Here is a 15,273-nt window from a genome sequence, read left to right on the forward strand (position 1 = left end):
TTCCCGCTCCAGCTCCCCGGCAGTTCCCCCACCAAGGCAAAGGACTCCCTTCATGACGGTGCTCCGCAGCACACCAGCGCCCGACTCCGGCGCGTATCGCGAGGCCATGCTCGGCAAGCTCGCCGACCTCACCACCGAGTTCGACAAGGCCCTCGCGGGCGGCGGCGAGAAGTACGTCGAGCGGCACCGCGGGCGGGGCAAGCTGACCGCCCGCGAGCGGATCGACAGTGTGCTCGATCCCGCCTCCCCGTTCTTGGAGCTGATGCCGCTCGCCGCCTGGGGCAGCGACTTCCAGGTCGGCGCGTCCCTCGTCGGCGGCATCGGCGTGGTCGAGGGCGTCGAGGTGATGGTGGTCGCCAACGATCCCACCGTCAAGGGCGGAACCTCCAACCCGTGGACGCTGCGCAAGTCGCTGCGCCTGAACGACATCGCCAAGGAGAACCGGCTCCCGGTGCTGTCCCTGGTCGAGTCCGGCGGCGCCGACCTCCCCACGCAGAAGGAGGTCTTCGTCCCCGGCGGCGCGATGTTCCGCAACCTCACGCAGCTGTCCAAGGCCGGCATCCCCACCATCTCCGTCGTCTACGGCAACTCCACCGCCGGCGGCGCGTACATCCCCGGCATGAGCGATCACGTGGTGATGATCAAGGAGCGCTCCAAGGTCTTCCTCGCGGGACCGCCCCTGGTGAAGGCCGCGACGGGCGAGATCTCCGACGACGAGACGCTCGGCGGCGCCGAGATGCACTCGCGCACCTCGGGTCTGGGCGACTACATGGCCAACGACGAGCTCGATGCGGCGCGCATCGCGCGCTCGATCGTCAAGCGGCTCAACTGGCACAAGCAGGGCGCGGCGCCGTCGAGCCTGGTCAAGCCCCCGCGCTACGACGCGGAGGGCCTGCTCGACATCGTGCCCGACGATCTGAAGATCCCGTTCGACCCGCGCGAGATCATCGCCCACATCGTGGACGACTCCGATTACGACGAGTTCAAGCCCCTCTACGGCGGTTCGCTGACCACCGGCTGGGCGAACCTGCACGGCTACCCCATCGGCATCCTCGCCAACGCCCGCGGCGTCCTGTTCTCCGAGGAGGCGCAGAAGGCCACGCAGTTCATCCAGCTCGCGAACCGCTACGACACGCCTCTGCTGTTCATCCACAACACCACCGGCTACATGGTGGGCGCCGAGTACGAGCGCGGCGGCATGATCAAGCACGGCTCGATGATGATCAACGCGGTCTCCAACTCGGAGGTGCCGCACCTCTCGCTCATCGCCGGTGCTTCGTACGGCGCCGGGCACTACGGCATGGCGGGTCGCGCCTTCAACCCGCGCTTCCTGTTCTCCTGGCCCAGCGCCCGCTCGGCCGTCATGGGGGCCAAGCAGCTCGCCGACGTGGTCACCGAGGTCGCCGCGGCCTCCGCCGCCTCGCGGGGGCAGGCCATGGACCCGGCGTTCGTCGACGGCATGCGCACCGCCATCGAGACCCAGATCGACAAGGAGTCGTTGCCCGCCTTCATGTCCGGGATGCTCTACGACGACGGCATCATCGATCCCCGCGACACCCGCACGGTCCTCGGCATGGCGCTCTCCGCCATCCACAACGGCCCCGTCCACGGCACCGACGCCTTCGGCGTCTTCCGGATGTGAGGAAAGCATGACGACATTCGATTCCGTCCTCGTCGCCAACCGCGGCGAGATCGCCCGCCGCGTCATCGCGGCGGCCCACGCCCGCGGCCTGCGCGCCGTGGCCGTCTACTCCGATCCGGACGCGAACGCGCCGCACGTCGCCGAGGCCGACGAGGCCGTCCGGCTGCCCGGCGAGTCCCCCGCGGACACCTACCTGCAGGCCGAGAAGATCATCGCCGCGGCGAAGGCCACCGGTGCGCAGGCGATCCACCCCGGCTACGGCTTCCTCTCCGAGAACGCAGACTTCGCGGCCGCGGTGCAGGCCGCCGGCCTGATCTGGATCGGACCCTCCCCCGAGGCCATCACCGCGATGGGCTCGAAGGTGGCGGCGAAGGCACGCCTCGCGGACGCCGGCGTCCCGATGCTCACCAACCTCACGCCCGACCAGGTCTCCGACAAGGACTTCCCCGTACTGGTGAAGGCGTCGGCGGGCGGCGGCGGCCGCGGCATGCGCGTGGTGCGCACCCGCGCCGAGCTCCAGGACAACCTCGACGCCGCCGAGCGCGAGGCGAAGTCGGCTTTCGGCGACGGCACCGTCTTCTGCGAGCGCTACCTCGAGCGCGGCCGCCACATCGAGGTCCAGGTGATGGCGGACGCGCACGGCACGGTCTGGGCCGTGGGCGAGCGCGAGTGCTCGATCCAGCGGCGCCACCAGAAGGTGCTCGAGGAGGCTCCGTCGCCGCTCGTGGAGCGGCATCCCGCCATGCGGATGGCGCTGTACGAGGCGGCTGCCAACGCCGCGAAGGCGATCGGCTACACCGGGGCCGGCACCGTCGAGTTCCTCGCGACCGACGAGGGCGAGTTCTTCTTCCTCGAGGTCAACACCCGCCTGCAGGTGGAGCACCCCGTCACCGAGGCCACCACGGGCCTCGATCTGGTCGGGCTGCAGTTCGACGTGGCCGCCGGCCTGCCCCTCCCCTCCGCCGAGCCGCCCGCGACCCGCGGGTGGGCGATCGAGGCCCGCCTCTACGCCGAGGACCCCGCCAACGACTGGCGGCCCGCCGCCGGCACCGTGCACCGCTTCGAGGTGCCCGGTGTGGTCAGCGAGTTCTCGGGTCCGGACCGCCCCGGCATCCGCCTCGACAGCGCGCTGGCGCGCCGCGACAGCGTGGTCGAGGTCTTCTACGATCCGATGCTGGCCAAGGTGATCGGCTTCGCCCCGACCCGTGCGCAGGCGCTCGCGATCACGGAGGCCGCGCTGCGCAAGGCCGTGATCCACGGCCTGACCACCAACCGCGACCTGCTGGTGCGCGTCCTCGCCGATGCCGATTTCAAGGCCGGCGATTTCGCGACCGACTTCCTGACCGGCGAGCGGCTCGAGCGTCTCGCCGCGCCCCTGCTGGGCGAGGACGAGCTGGCGGAGGCCGCGTCGGCCGCCGGCGCCGTGCTGGATCGACGGGGCGCCGCGGCGAGCCCGCTGCCGCACGTCGCCCCGGGCTGGCGCAACATCGGCGCACGCACGCTCGCGCCCGAGTTCCGCACCGCCGACGAGCGGGAGTTCACCGCCGACGGTGCCGGCGTCGCCTCCGTCCTCGACGACGGCGAGCGAGCGAGCGTGGCCGTCGAGCGGGACGGGGTCCGGCGCACCTTCGCCGTGACCGCCTACCCCGGCGACCAGACGGTGGTGGAGGTGGAGACCGCGCGGGGCGCGGCGACGCTGACGCTGGTGAACCGGCTGCCGTCCGCCGATGCCGCCGCGGCGGCGGGTTCCCTGCTCGCCCCCATGCCCGGCGTGATCACCCGGATCGGCGCCGCCGAGGGCGATTCCGTCACCGCCGGCCAGCCGGTGCTGTGGATGGAGGCCATGAAGATGGAGCACGCCATTTCGGCCCCGGCGGACGGGGTCATCGCCTCGATCCCCGTCGCGGTCGGTCAGAACATCGATGCCGGCGCCGTCGTCGCCGTGCTGGAAGATACGGAGTAGCAGGACATGAGCACAGGACCCATCTCGCTGGACGTCATCGAGTCCGAGGAGCGCCAGGCGCTCCGCGCCACGGTCTCGGAACTGGGTCGCAAGTTCGGCCCCGAGTACATGCGCGAGAAGATCGCATCGGGCGAGGGACCCACCGAGCTGTGGAAGGCGGCGGGCGATCTCGGCCTGGTCGGCGTGAACATCGCCGAGGAGTACGGCGGCGGCGGTGCCGGCATGTACGAGCTGGGCATCGTCGGCGAGGAGCTCGCCGCGGTCGGCTCGTCGCTGCTCATGCTGGTGGTCTCCCCGGCGATCAACGGCACCATCATCTCCAAGTTCGGCACCGAGGAGCAGAAGCAGCGCTGGCTGCCCGGTATCGCCTCGGGCGAGACCATCGCCGCCTTCGCGATCACCGAGCCCGACGCCGGCAGCAACAGCCACCGGATCACCACCACCGCTCGCCGGGACGGTGACGACTGGATCATCTCGGGCCAGAAGACCTTCATCTCCGGCATCGAGCTCGCCGACGTGATCCTCGTGGTCTCGCGCAGCGAGGACGCCAAGACCGGCAAGCTGCGTCCCGCGCTGTTCCTCATGCCCACCGATTCCCCCGGCCTGCAGAAGACGAAGATCCCCATGGAGGTCGGCCTCCCGGAGTCGCAGTGGACGCTGTTCTTCGACGACGTGCGGCTGCCCGCCGAGGCGCTCGTCGGCGAGCCGGACGCGGCCATCGCGCAGCTCTTCGCCGGGCTCAACCCCGAACGCATCATGGCCGCAGCGGGTTCCGTGGGCTCGGCCCGGTACGCGATCGACCGCGCGGTGGACTACGCCAAGCAGCGCACCGTCTTCAAGGTCCCGATCGGTGCGCACCAGGCGATCGCCCACCCGCTGGCCGAGCTCAAGGTGGAGACGGAGCTGGCGAAGCTGATGCTGCAGAAGGCCGCCACGCTCTACGACGCCGGTCAGGAGTTCGCCGCCGCCGAGGCCGCGAACATGGCGAAGTTCGCCGGCGGCGAGGCCGGGGCGAAGGCCGTCGACCGCGCGATCCATTCGCTCGGCGGCAACGGCCTGACCACCGAGTACGGCCTGGCGCAGATGCTCGTCGCCTCGCGCCTGTTCCGCATCGCGCCGGTCAGCCGCGAGATGGTGCTCAACTTCATCTCCGAGCACACGCTCGGCCTGCCCAAGAGCTACTAGGAGGGACGCGATGACCGACGATCCCCTGGTCCGGTACGAGACGCGGAGCGGTGCTACCTTCCTCACCATCGACAGCCCGCACAACCGCAACGCCATCTCGCAGCGGCTCCTCGCCGACCTCAGCGCCGGCCTGGAGCGGGCCGCGGCCGACGACGCGGCGCGCGCGGTGGTGCTCACGCACACCGGCACGACGTTCTGCGCCGGTGCGGATCTCAAGGAGGCCGCGGCGAACGGTGCCGGCTCGGACCCGAAGTCGCGCACGCTCGCGATGATCGGCGCGATGCGCGGGATCATCGAGTGCCCCAAGCCGGTGATCGCCCAGGTCGACGGCCACGTCCGGGCCGGCGGCTTCGGCCTGATCGGCTCCTGCGACTTCGTCTTCGCCGGTCCCGCCGCGTCGTTCGCTGTCACGGAGACGCGGATCGGGGTGGCGCCGGCGATGGTCTCGCTGGTGCTGCTGCCGCACCTGCCCTCCCGCGTCGCCTCCACCCTGCTCCTGACGGGGCGGAAGTTCGACGCCGCGGAGGCGGCCGGGTACGGCCTCATCACCGCGGCCGTGGCGGATCCCGCGGCGGCCGTCGCGGAGCAGCTCGCCGAGCTGCAGCTGTGCAGCCCGCAGGGGCTCCGGGAAACGAAACAGATCCTCTGGCACGACATCCTGCGTTCCTTCGACGAGCGGGCCGACGCGCTCGGCGAGCAGTCCGCGCGCCTGTTCGGCTCCGCCGAGTCCGTCGAGGGGATCACGGCGTTCCTGCAGAAGCGCGCGCCGAGCTGGGCCGAACCGGTATCGGCGGAATAGGCTGCATCCGATGACTCCCCTCCGCCCGCCCATCCGCGCACCCCAGCAGTCCCGTAGCCGGGAGACCCGGCAGCGCCTGCTGGAGACCACCATCGCCTCGCTCGCGGCGCGCGGCTGGACCGCCACCACGGTGGGCAGTGTGGCGCGGCAGGCGGGGGTCTCGCGCGGCGCCGCGCAGCACCACTTCCCCACCCGGGAGGACTTGATCAGTGCCGCACTGGAGTACATGGGCGAGCAGCGTCTCGCCCAGGTGGCCCAGGCCGGTGCGGCGGTGCCCGAGGGCCCCGACCGCCCGTACGCGGTGGCTCGCCTGATCGTCGAGTACTACACGGACGACCTGTTCAAGGCGGCGCTGCACGTGTGGACCGCCGCCGCGAGCGACGACGCGCTGCGCGAGCGGATGCTGCCTTTCGAGAACAAGCACTCCCGTGAGGTGTTCGCGCTCGCGATGCGCCTGCTGGGGGTGGACCGGGACGACGACGAGGCCCGTCGCGCCGTGCAGGCGACGCTCGATCTCGCCCGCGGCCTCGGCCTCGCGGACCTGCTCTCCGACGACGCCGCCCGCCGCGAGCAGGTCGTCGAGTTCTGGGGACGGCAGCTCGCCGCTGTGGTCGCCTCGCGCTGAGGCGCTTACGCCTTGTCGAGGTAGTCGCCGCGGTCGCCGCCGAGGACGACCTCGTTCATCGCGCGCAGCGCGGGATGGCGCTCCAGCTCCGGGTCCTCGCCGACGATCCCGTAGGCGAGGTCGCGGGCGGCGGCCAGCACGTCACCGTCGTGCGCGAGGTCCAGGAAGCTCAGGCGCCGGGCCAGGCCCGACTGGTCGACGCCCAGGATGTCGCCGAAACCGCGGTACTCGAGATCGAGCTGGGCGAGCGCGAAGCCGTCGACCGTGTCGGCCACCGCGTTCAACCGTCCGAGAGTGCGCTCCGATCCGCTCGCGGTGATGAGCAGGCAGAGGCCGGGGAGGCCGCCACGACCGACGCGGCCGCGCAGCTGATGCAGCTGGCTGATGCCGAAGCGGTCGGCGTCGCGCACCACCATCGTGGTCGCGTTCGCCACGTCCACGCCGACCTCGATCACGGTGGTGGCCACCAGGATGTCGATCTCGCCGGCGGCGAAGGTCGCCATGATCTCGGACTTCTCCTCGGCGGGCAGGCGCCCGTGCAGGAGCGCGATCCGGTGCTCGCCGAGCGGGCCGGCGGCCAGCTCGTCGTACATCTCGATGGCGGAGACGGTCTTCGGCTTCGCGTTCTCCTCCTCGGGCTCATCCCGGGAGGCGGTGCGCGTCGCGGCCTTCGGGGCCGCAGCGGGCTTGTCGAAGTCGTAGTCCTCGTCGGTGAAGCCGGCCTTGGCCTGCTCACCCGTGGCGTCGTCGCCGATCCGGGGGCACACCACGTAGACCTGCCGGCCGGCGCGCACCTCCTCGTCGACGCGCGCCCACGCCCGCGCCACCCAGGCCTCACGATCCTCGGGGACCACGGAGGTCTGGATCGGCTGGCGGCCGCGCGGGAGCTCCCGCAGCACGGAGGTCGTCATGTCGCCGAACTGCGCGAGGGCGACGGTCCGCGGGATCGGCGTCGCCGTCATCACCAACAGGTGCGGCATGGATTCGTCGTCGGTGCTCTCACCGGTCCCCTTGCGCCGCAATCGGTCGCGCTGCTCGACGCCGAACCGGTGCTGCTCGTCGACCACGACCAGGCCCAGCCGGAAGAACTCGACCGTGTCCTCCAGCAGCGCGTGGGTGCCGATCACGATGCCGGCCTCACCGGTCACGATGCGCAACAGCGCCGCCCGCCGCTGCTTGACCGTCATCGAACCCGTCAGCAGGGTCACCGTCGTCGCCGCCTCGGCCGCGCCCAGCTGTCCCGCCTGCGCCAGGTCGCCGAGCATCGAGGTGATCGACAGCAGGTGCTGGGTCGCCAGCACCTCCGTCGGGGCGAGCAGCACGGCCTGGTGCCCCGCGTCGACCGCGGCCAGCATCGCCAGCAGCGCGACGAGGGTCTTACCCGAGCCGACCTCGCCCTGCAGCAGACGGGTCATCGGGTGGTCGCGGGCCATGTCGCCCACGATCTCCGCGAGCACCTCCTCCTGGCCCGCGGTGAGCGCGAACGGAAGCCGCTCCCGGAGCCCGGCCTGCAGCGGACCGTCGGGGGCGTGCAGCGGCGGCGCCCCGACGATGCCGACGTCATGCGCACGGCGCGCGAGGGCGCTCTCGATCGCCACGGCCTCGTCGAAGGCGAGGCGCCGGCGGGCCCCGTCGGCCTGGGCGCGACCGTCGGGCTTGTGCGCGGCGCGCACGGCGTCGTCGAGGCTCATCAGTGCGTGCGCCGCGACGAAGTCGGCGGGCAGGGACTCCGGCACCGGAGCGAGGCGCTGCAGCACGCTGTCCACGAGCGAGAGGATCAGCCACGTCGGCATGTTCTTGGTGCCGTGGTAGATCGGGACGGTGGGCTGCATCAGCAGGCTCAGGTCGGCGAACTTGAGCCGCTTGGAACCCGCCTTGGTCGAGCCGGCCTCGTTGGCGGCGAGCGCCTCCGCCGACGTGATCGAAGTGTCCGGCAGGACGAGCCACTCGGGGTGGGTGAGCTGCAGCTTGCCGTTGAACTCCCCCAGCCGCCCGATCAACAGCAGCTGCCGGTCCTGCTGGATCGGCTTGGGCAGGTAGTTGAAGAAGGTCACGTCGTAGGCCCGGACCTTGTTGACCACCTGCACCTTGAACATCTTCTTGCCGCGGTGGTGCGCCCGGGGCGGGGTGATCGCGGTGACGGTGCCGATGACCACCACGTCGTCGCCGATCCGGGGTTCGGAGCGCCGCGTACCGTCGTCCTCGACGGCTCCGCCCTCGTAGCGGAAGGGGAAGTGCCGCAGCAGATCACCGACGGTGAACAGGCCCAGCTCGGCGGTCGCCGCCTCGGCGATCTCGGGGTCGAGCGCCTCGGCCAGCGGCGTCTGCAGCGTCAGCGTGCGCGCGGAACTCATTCGACGCCGATCTCCATCACGCTGGCGCTCTGCCCGCCGGTGTAGCCGACGACCTCGACCTCGGGCCGGTCCGGGCGCAGTGCGGCGCTGACCCGGTCGGGGAAGTCGCCGTCGGCGGCCTCCCCCATCAGCACTGTCACCAGATCGCCGCCGGTCGCGAGCAGCAGCTCCGCCAGCGCCTCGCCGGCGGAGTACTGGTCCTCCTCGAGGACCACCACCTCGCCACCGACCATCCCGAGGTAGTCGCCGGGACCGCAGGGCCCGAGGATCGTCAGCGCGTCCTCGGTGACCGCGACGACGGACCCGCAGCGCGCGCCCGCCGCGGCCTCGGCCATGGAGTAGGTGTCGTCGGCGGCGTGCCCGTTCGGCTCGTGCACGGAGAGGGCGGCGATGGCCTGCACCATCGACGAAGTCGGCAGTAGGGTCACGAGCACTCCCGACTCGCGCGAGCGCGCGGCGACCGCGAGCAGTTCCGGCGTCGGGAGCGCGCCGTTCGGCATGAGCAGCACCTCGCGGCCCTCGAACCGGTGCAGGGCGGCCAGCAGCTCGGCGTGGGTCATCCCGCGATCGCAGCGGATCACCTCGGCGCCGGCGCTCGCGAACAGCTCGGCGGCACCGTCGCCGGAGACCAGCGCGACGATCGCGCGCGGCGCGTCCAGCAGGGCCTGCAACGGGGTCTCGGTGTGGCCGGTCTCCTGCAGCACGTTCACGGCGATGCTGCGCAGCTTGCCGTGCGCGAGCCCGGCCTGGATCGCCCGGCCGGGTTCGGTGGTGTGGGTGTGCACCGACCACACCGCGACGGGGTCGGGATCGGCGGCGGCGACGACCACGACGGAGTCGCCGAAGGTCTGCAGTTCGCCGCGCAACCGGGTCGCCGCGGCCTCGGTGGCGTCCGGCAGCAGGTACATGACCTCGTAGTCGGCGTGCGGGCCGCGCGGCGGGTCCTCCCCGTGGCCGTGGTCGTGCCCGTGCCCGGTGTCGACCTGCACGTGCACGTGCGGCGCGATCTGCCGTCCGAACCGCGGGCGCTCGGCCGCGGCCCCGGCGGTCACCTCCACCAGCGCGTCCAACAGCACCAGCAGTCCGCGGCCGCCGGCGTCCACGACCCCCGCCGCGGCGTTGTCGGCGAGTTGATCGCGCGTGCGCAGCAGGGCGTCGAAAGCGGCATCCGCACAGGTCCGGGCACAGGCGGCGAGATCACCGCCGCCGGCCAGCGCGGCGCCCGCGCCGTCGGCCGCGGCCCGCAGCACCGACAGGATGGTGCCCTCGATCGGCTCGGCGACGGCGCTGGTGACCAGCGACGTGGCGTTGCGCAGACCGGTCGCCAGCCCCTCGGCCGACAGGTCCGCGTCGGGTCCGAGCTGGGCGGCGACGCCGCGCATGATCTGCGAGACGATGACCCCCGAGTTGCCGCGCGCCCCGGCCACGGCGCCCGCGACGGTCGCGCGGGCGACGGCGTGGGGCCCCTCGGTGCGGTCCGCCTCCTCGGCGGAGCGTGCCGCCGCGCGGAGTGTGACCAGCATGTTGGTTCCGGTGTCGGCGTCGGCCACCGGGAAGACGTTGAGGGTGTTGATCTCGTCGACGGCGCGCTCGAGTCCGAGGACGGCGCGCCGCAGCCAGGCCACCACCACGCGGCCGTCCTCCGCCATCGGTCCCGTCACGCCCGCCAGCCTAGTGGGCGCCCCCGTCCGAGTAGAGGCCCCGGAGCGGTTTGGCTCCGTCGGCGGCCTCGGCTATGCTTGCAGGGTTGCCTCGCGTCCGGGCGTGTCACCGACACGTCCCGACCGGCGGGGCGAAGCACAGGTTTTCAACGATACGAGGAGTACACGACTATGGCTGCCGTCTGCGACGTCTGCGACAAGGGCCCCGGCTTCGGTAAGTCGGTCTCGCACTCGCACCGGCGTACCAACCGCCGGTGGAACCCGAACATCCAGACCGTGCGCGCCCAGGTCGCGCCCGGCCAGAGCCGGCGCCTGAACGTGTGCACCTCGTGCATCAAGGCCGGCAAGGTCGTTCGCGGCTAGTACGCGAGAAGCTTGCACGAAGGCCCGTGACCTCCCCGAGGTCACGGGCCTTCGTCGTGCGCGGGGCACGGCGTCGTCACTGCACCTGGGCCAGGTGCGGCAGGCGCCAATCGACGGGCTCGGCGCCCAGGCCGGCGAGCGCCTCGTTCGCCTTCGAGAAGGGGCGGGAGCCGAAGAATCCGCGGGAGGCGGACAGCGGCGACGGGTGCACCGATTCGATCCGCGGCACGCCGCCGAGGCGCGGGCCCAGCGAGGCCGCGTCCCGGCCCCACAGGATCGCCACGAGCGGCGCGTCCCGCGCGACCAGCGCGTCGATCGCGCACTCGGTGACCTTCTCCCAGCCCTTCCCGCGATGCGAGGCCGCCTCCCCCGGGCGCACCGTCAGGACGCGGTTGAGCAGCAGCACGCCCTGCCGCGACCACGGCGACAGATCGCCGTTCGCGGGCATCGGGAGCGCCAGGTCCTCGCAGTACTCGCGGTAGATGTTCTGCAGGCTGCGCGGGATCGGCCGCACAGACGGGTCGACGGAGAAGGACAGCCCGACCGCGTGCCCCGGCGTGGGATACGGGTCCTGGCCGACGATGAGCACCCGGACCTCGTCGAACGGCTGCCGGAACGCGCGCAGCACGTCAGCCCCGGTCGGGAGGTAGCCGCGGCCGGAGGCGTTCTCGGCGCGCAGGAAGTCGCCCAGCGCCGTGATCTCGTCGGCGACGGGTGCGAGCGCCCGCGCCCATCCCGCCTCGACGGTGTCGGACAGTGGTCTCGCCGTCATCGCGCGCCCTCCTCGGGGTCCTCGGTGAAGGTGTTCCAGCCGCCCGCTGCGGGGCCCGCGTCGCCGTCGACGGTGACGGTGCCCGCGGGCAGTGCGCCGGGCTCGAGCGCCACCCCGAGGGGGCGCCATTCCGGCGGGATATCGACGCCGGGCGGGAAGGTCGCGAGCAGGGCGTGGTCCTCGCCCCCGGTGCGCACCCAGTGCTCGGCGTCGCCGCCCAGCGCCGCCGCGCAGGCGACGAGGTCGGCATCGGGGGCCAGCCGCGCACCGTCGAGTTCGATCCGGACACCGGAGGCCTTCGCCAGCGCGCGCGCGTCCCGCAGCAGGCCGTCGGAGACGTCAGTGAGCGCGGTCGCCCCCGCCTCGGCCGCCTGCGGCCCCGCCGCGAGGGGCGGCACCGGGCACCGGTACACCTCGACGAGTTCCTCGAAACCGGTGCGCCCGGCGAGCAGCACCGCCAGCCCCGCGGCGGAGCGGCCGAGCGTGCCGCAGACGGCGACCACATCGCCGGGGCGCGCGCCCGAGAGCAGCACCGGAGCCCGCCCCTGCAGATCGCCGAGCACGGTCACGGCCAGCAGCACCTGCTCGGTGCGCACCACGTCGCCGCCCGCCACCGCGCCGCCGGCCTCGGCGGCGCCGCGAGCCGTCCCGCGGGAGATGCCCGCGACGACGTCCTCGCCGGTCGTGGACGGGCACCCGAGGGTCACGGTGAAGGCGGTGCACACCGCGCCCATCGCCGCGATGTCGGCGGCGTTCTGCGCGATCGCACGCCGGCCGACGTGCTCCGGCGTGGTCAGGTCGAACCGGAAGTGGCGCCCCTCGACGATCGCATCGGAGGAGACGACCATCCGTCCGTCGGGCGCCACGACGACGGCGGCGTCGTCGCCCGGGCCGACCGGGACGCGGGGATCCGGGCCCACACCGCCGGTGGCCAGCGCGATCACGCCGTCCTCCCCCAGCTCCGCCACCGTGCGCACGCGGGGTCGCGCGGGGCTCTCCGGCTCTCCTGAAGTCATCGCGGCTACCGTAGCGGACGTGAGCGATGCAGACGACAAGACCACCGCGGGCCCCGACGGTCCGCCCGCCAAGGAGCGCCGCAGCCCGGCGTTCCTCGCCACGGCCGTGGCGCTGCCCGTCGCGGTGGCGGTCTGCTTCATCGCCTTCCTCGTCCTGGCCCAGCAGAAGCAGGGCGACGCGCGCAACGCGGCGGAGGCCGGCCATCTGAAATCCATCGCGGCGCCCGCCTCCGGCGAGGCCGCGTGCGCCACCGTGCTCGGCGCACTGCCGGCCGACCTGGACGGCTACCGTCGCACCGACGACTCCGAGCCCGGCGGCTTCGCGCGCTGGAGTTCGGAGAAGGCGGGAGCCGTCGAAGTGCGCTGCGGCACCGAGCGTCCGGCCGAGCTGACCGCGACGGCGAAGCTGCAGATCATCAACGGCGTGCAGTGGCTGCAGGCCACCCCAGCCGGCGCGCCCGCCGCCGACGGCGGGAGCTACTGGACGGCCGTCGACCACCGCCCGTACGTCACCGTCTGGGTGCCCGACGGTGCCGGCACCTCGGCGGTGCAGGCGACCTCGGACGCGATCCGCGAGCACCTGCAGGCTGCCTCGCTCGATCTGGGCCGCTGAGGCCGCGACCGGTCAGCGCAGGCCGGTGCCGCGCGCCAGGGCGGTGTCGATGAGCAGGGTGAGCAGCTCCGCGTAGTCCACGCCGGACTCCGCCCACATCCGCGGGTACATCGAGGTGGAGGTGAACCCGGGCATGGTGTTGACCTCGTTGATCACCGGGCCGTCGGGGGTCTGGAAGAAGTCCACGCGGGCCAGGCCCTGGCAGTCGAAGGCGTGGAAGGCACGCACCGCGAGGTCACCGATCACGGCCGCCTCGGCCTCGGTGAGGTTCGCGGGCACGGTGTAGCGCGCCCGGTCGTCGAGGTACTTGGTCTCGAAGTCGTAGAAGGAGTGCTCGGCGTCGGCGGCCATCTCGATCTCGGCGATCGCCGACGCGGCCACGGTGCCGTCGGGCCGCTCGAGCACGCCGATCTCGACCTCGCGGCCGATCACGGCCGCCTCGATGATCACCTTCGGATCCCATCTGCGAGCCTCGGCGATCGCGGCGGGCAGCTCGGTCAGGTCGGTGACGCGGGTGATGCCGATCGACGATCCGCCGCGGGCGGGCTTGACGAACAGCGGCAGCCCCAGGCGGTGCAGCACCTCCGGCGGAACCTCCGTCTCGCGCTGGCGCAGCACGTGGAAATCGCCCACGGGCAGGCCGTCGGCGGCGAGCAGCTTCTTCGCGAACTCCTTGTCCATGCCGGCAGCGGAGGCGAGGACGCCGGCGCCCACGTACGGCACGCCGACCATCTCCAGCAGGCCCTGCAGGGTGCCGTCCTCGCCGTACGGCCCGTGCAGGACCGGGAAGACCACGTCGACGGTGCCCAGGAGCTCACCCGCGCTGTCGGCGTGCACCGAGACGAGCTCCGCGCCGGGCAACAGCGCGAGATCCGTGGGTGCGTCCGCCACGCTCGGGAGCGCGCGATCGGCGAACCGCAACGCCGTCGCGTCGCCCTCGGAGAGCACCCATGCGCCCGCCTGCGTGATCCCCACGGGGATGACCTGGTAGCGCTCCGGATCGAGATGGGCGAGGATGCTCCCCGCCGATACGCACGAGACCGCATGCTCGCTGCTGCGCCCGCCGAAGACCACTGCCACCCTGATTCGCTCCGTCACGGTCGCCCACCTTACGTGTCGGCCGGAACGAGGGCCACGCGGTTACCGGGGGCTATTCGACGTCGTGCGGGCGCCACTCGCCGCCGACGTCGCGGTTGAGCAGGTCGTCCATCGCGCGGAAGACGGGCACCCCGTCGTAACAGACGGCGCGCACCGCCTCGGTGAGCGGCATCTCGACACCGACGCGGCGCGCCAGGTCGGCGATGGAGATGCACGACTTCGCGCCCTCGGCGACCTGCCCGTGCGCGGCGGCCTGCGCCTGGTCGACGGTCATGCCCTGCCCCAGTCGGGCGCCGAAGCTGAAGTTGCGCGACTGCGGCGAGCTGCAGGTGGCGACGAGATCGCCCACCCCGGCGAGGCCGGCGAGCGTGAGCGGCTGGGCGCCGAGCGCGGTGCCCAGCCGCAGGGTCTCGGCGAGGCCGCGGGTGATGATCGCGGCCCGCGAGTTCTCCCCCAGGTTGATCCCGGAGGCGATGCCGCAGACCAGCGCGATGACGTTCTTGGTGGCGCCGCCGATCTCGCAGCCGACGACGTCGTCACTGGTGTACGGCCGGAAGTAGTCGGTGCGCACCAGGTACTGGGCGAGGGAGGCGCGGTCGGGGTTGTCGGACGCGACCACGGCGAGTGTGGGCTGCCCCTTGGCGATCTCCTTGGCGAAGTTCGGGCCGGTGAGCACGGCGAGCCGGTCCCGGTCGATGCCGGCGGCGTCGACGACGACCTCGCTCATCCGGTCCAGGGTGCCGATCTCGATGCCCTTCGCCAGATTCACGACGGTGACGTCGGGCGGGATGAGGTGCCCCCAGTCGCGCAGGTTGGCGCGCAACGACTGCGACGGGACGGCCAGGACGACGAGTCCGGCGCCGCGCATGGCCTCCGCCGGATCGTGTGTCGCGGAGAGGTTCTCGGGCAGCACTCCTTCCGGGAGGTACTGCGCGTTGATCCGGCTCGTGTTGATCTGGTCGGCGACCTCCTGCCGGCGGCACCACATCCGCACGCGGTGCGGCTCCGGGCGAGTGGCGTCCGCGAAGACCTTCGCCATCGCGGTACCGAACGACCCCGCCCCCATCACCGCAACGTCGACCATCCGGCCCCTCCTCGCATCACGCCCGCCCACCGGATCGGCGGGCACCGGACGCGAGCCTATCGCCCGCCCGGAAGCGGCAGGGTCGGTTCCGCCCGCCT

At 72.5% G+C, this 15,273-nt stretch carries 13 protein-coding genes; 7 read left to right on the forward strand and 6 right to left on the reverse strand.

Going from position 1 to position 15,273, the window contains the following annotated elements; all coding sequences use genetic code 11:
- The first annotated feature begins 52 nt into the window (after positions 1-52).
- The 5 genes from BLQ62_RS16015 to BLQ62_RS16035 are packed head-to-tail and all read left to right on the forward strand — an operon-like array spanning position 53 to position 6,214.
- Positions 53-1,642: an acyl-CoA carboxylase subunit beta gene (locus BLQ62_RS16015; protein ID WP_068529795.1), complete on the forward strand. Its 1,590-nt coding sequence runs from the start codon at positions 53-55 to the stop codon at positions 1,640-1,642.
- 7 nt (positions 1,643-1,649) lie between these two features.
- On the forward strand, positions 1,650-3,605 hold the full coding sequence (locus BLQ62_RS16020) for an ATP-binding protein (RefSeq protein ID WP_068567729.1): 1,956 nt from the start codon (positions 1,650-1,652) through the stop codon (positions 3,603-3,605).
- 6 nt (positions 3,606-3,611) lie between these two features.
- Positions 3,612-4,790 (forward strand): acyl-CoA dehydrogenase family protein, encoded by a 1,179-nt coding sequence (locus tag BLQ62_RS16025; protein ID WP_068529790.1) that lies wholly within the window; start codon positions 3,612-3,614, stop codon positions 4,788-4,790.
- A 10-nt stretch (positions 4,791-4,800) separates the two neighbouring features.
- Complete coding sequence (locus BLQ62_RS16030) at positions 4,801-5,589, forward strand: enoyl-CoA hydratase family protein (RefSeq protein ID WP_068567731.1); 789 nt, start codon at positions 4,801-4,803, stop codon at positions 5,587-5,589.
- Between the two features lie 10 nt (positions 5,590-5,599).
- Complete coding sequence (locus BLQ62_RS16035; protein WP_170842921.1) at positions 5,600-6,214, forward strand: TetR/AcrR family transcriptional regulator; 615 nt, start codon at positions 5,600-5,602, stop codon at positions 6,212-6,214.
- 5 nt (positions 6,215-6,219) lie between these two features.
- On the opposite strand, the gene BLQ62_RS16040 is transcribed toward BLQ62_RS16035, so the two are convergent.
- Both BLQ62_RS16040 and BLQ62_RS16045 read right to left on the reverse strand, forming a co-directional pair.
- Positions 6,220-8,568, reverse strand: a complete 2,349-nt coding sequence (locus BLQ62_RS16040; RefSeq protein WP_068567733.1) for an ATP-dependent DNA helicase RecG — start codon at positions 8,566-8,568, stop codon at positions 6,220-6,222.
- Positions 8,565-10,229, reverse strand: coding sequence for a DAK2 domain-containing protein (locus BLQ62_RS16045; protein ID WP_083350812.1), 1,665 nt, complete (start codon positions 10,227-10,229; stop codon positions 8,565-8,567). Before BLQ62_RS16045 ends, BLQ62_RS16040 begins: the two co-directional genes overlap by 4 nt.
- A 171-nt stretch (positions 10,230-10,400) precedes the next feature.
- Here BLQ62_RS16045 and rpmB point away from each other — a divergent pair, with 171 nt between their 5' ends.
- The gene (gene rpmB, locus BLQ62_RS16050; protein WP_068529778.1) at positions 10,401-10,592 is read left to right on the forward strand and encodes a 50S ribosomal protein L28; all 192 of its coding nucleotides are present in this window, start codon (positions 10,401-10,403) and stop codon (positions 10,590-10,592) included.
- Positions 10,593-10,668: 76 nt separating this feature from the next.
- Here the strand turns inward: rpmB and BLQ62_RS16055 are convergent, their stop codons facing one another.
- Together BLQ62_RS16055 and BLQ62_RS16060 are read right to left on the reverse strand one after the other, a co-directional pair.
- Positions 10,669-11,364, reverse strand: coding sequence for a uracil-DNA glycosylase (locus BLQ62_RS16055; RefSeq protein ID WP_068529777.1), 696 nt, complete (start codon positions 11,362-11,364; stop codon positions 10,669-10,671).
- On the reverse strand, positions 11,361-12,380 hold the full coding sequence (locus BLQ62_RS16060; protein WP_068529773.1) for a thiamine-phosphate kinase: 1,020 nt from the start codon (positions 12,378-12,380) through the stop codon (positions 11,361-11,363). Before BLQ62_RS16060 ends, BLQ62_RS16055 begins: the two co-directional genes overlap by 4 nt.
- Positions 12,381-12,399: 19 nt before the next feature.
- On the opposite strand from BLQ62_RS16060, the gene BLQ62_RS16065 reads away from it, so the two are divergent.
- The gene (locus BLQ62_RS16065; protein ID WP_068567737.1) at positions 12,400-12,993 is read left to right on the forward strand and encodes a DUF3515 domain-containing protein; all 594 of its coding nucleotides are present in this window, start codon (positions 12,400-12,402) and stop codon (positions 12,991-12,993) included.
- A 12-nt stretch (positions 12,994-13,005) separates the two neighbouring features.
- Here BLQ62_RS16065 and BLQ62_RS16070 read toward each other — a convergent pair whose 3' ends face one another.
- Positions 13,006-14,091 (reverse strand): D-alanine--D-alanine ligase family protein, encoded by a 1,086-nt coding sequence (locus BLQ62_RS16070; RefSeq protein WP_068529767.1) that lies wholly within the window; start codon positions 14,089-14,091, stop codon positions 13,006-13,008.
- Positions 14,092-14,143: 52 nt separating this feature from the next.
- The gene (locus BLQ62_RS16075) at positions 14,144-15,175 is read right to left on the reverse strand and encodes an NAD(P)H-dependent glycerol-3-phosphate dehydrogenase (RefSeq protein WP_068529765.1); all 1,032 of its coding nucleotides are present in this window, start codon (positions 15,173-15,175) and stop codon (positions 14,144-14,146) included.
- Positions 15,176-15,273: the final 98 nt, after the last annotated feature.

The sequence above is a fragment of the Tsukamurella pulmonis genome (assembly GCF_900103175.1).
In the GTDB taxonomy this organism is placed as follows: Bacteria; Actinomycetota; Actinomycetes; order Mycobacteriales; family Mycobacteriaceae; genus Tsukamurella; species Tsukamurella pulmonis.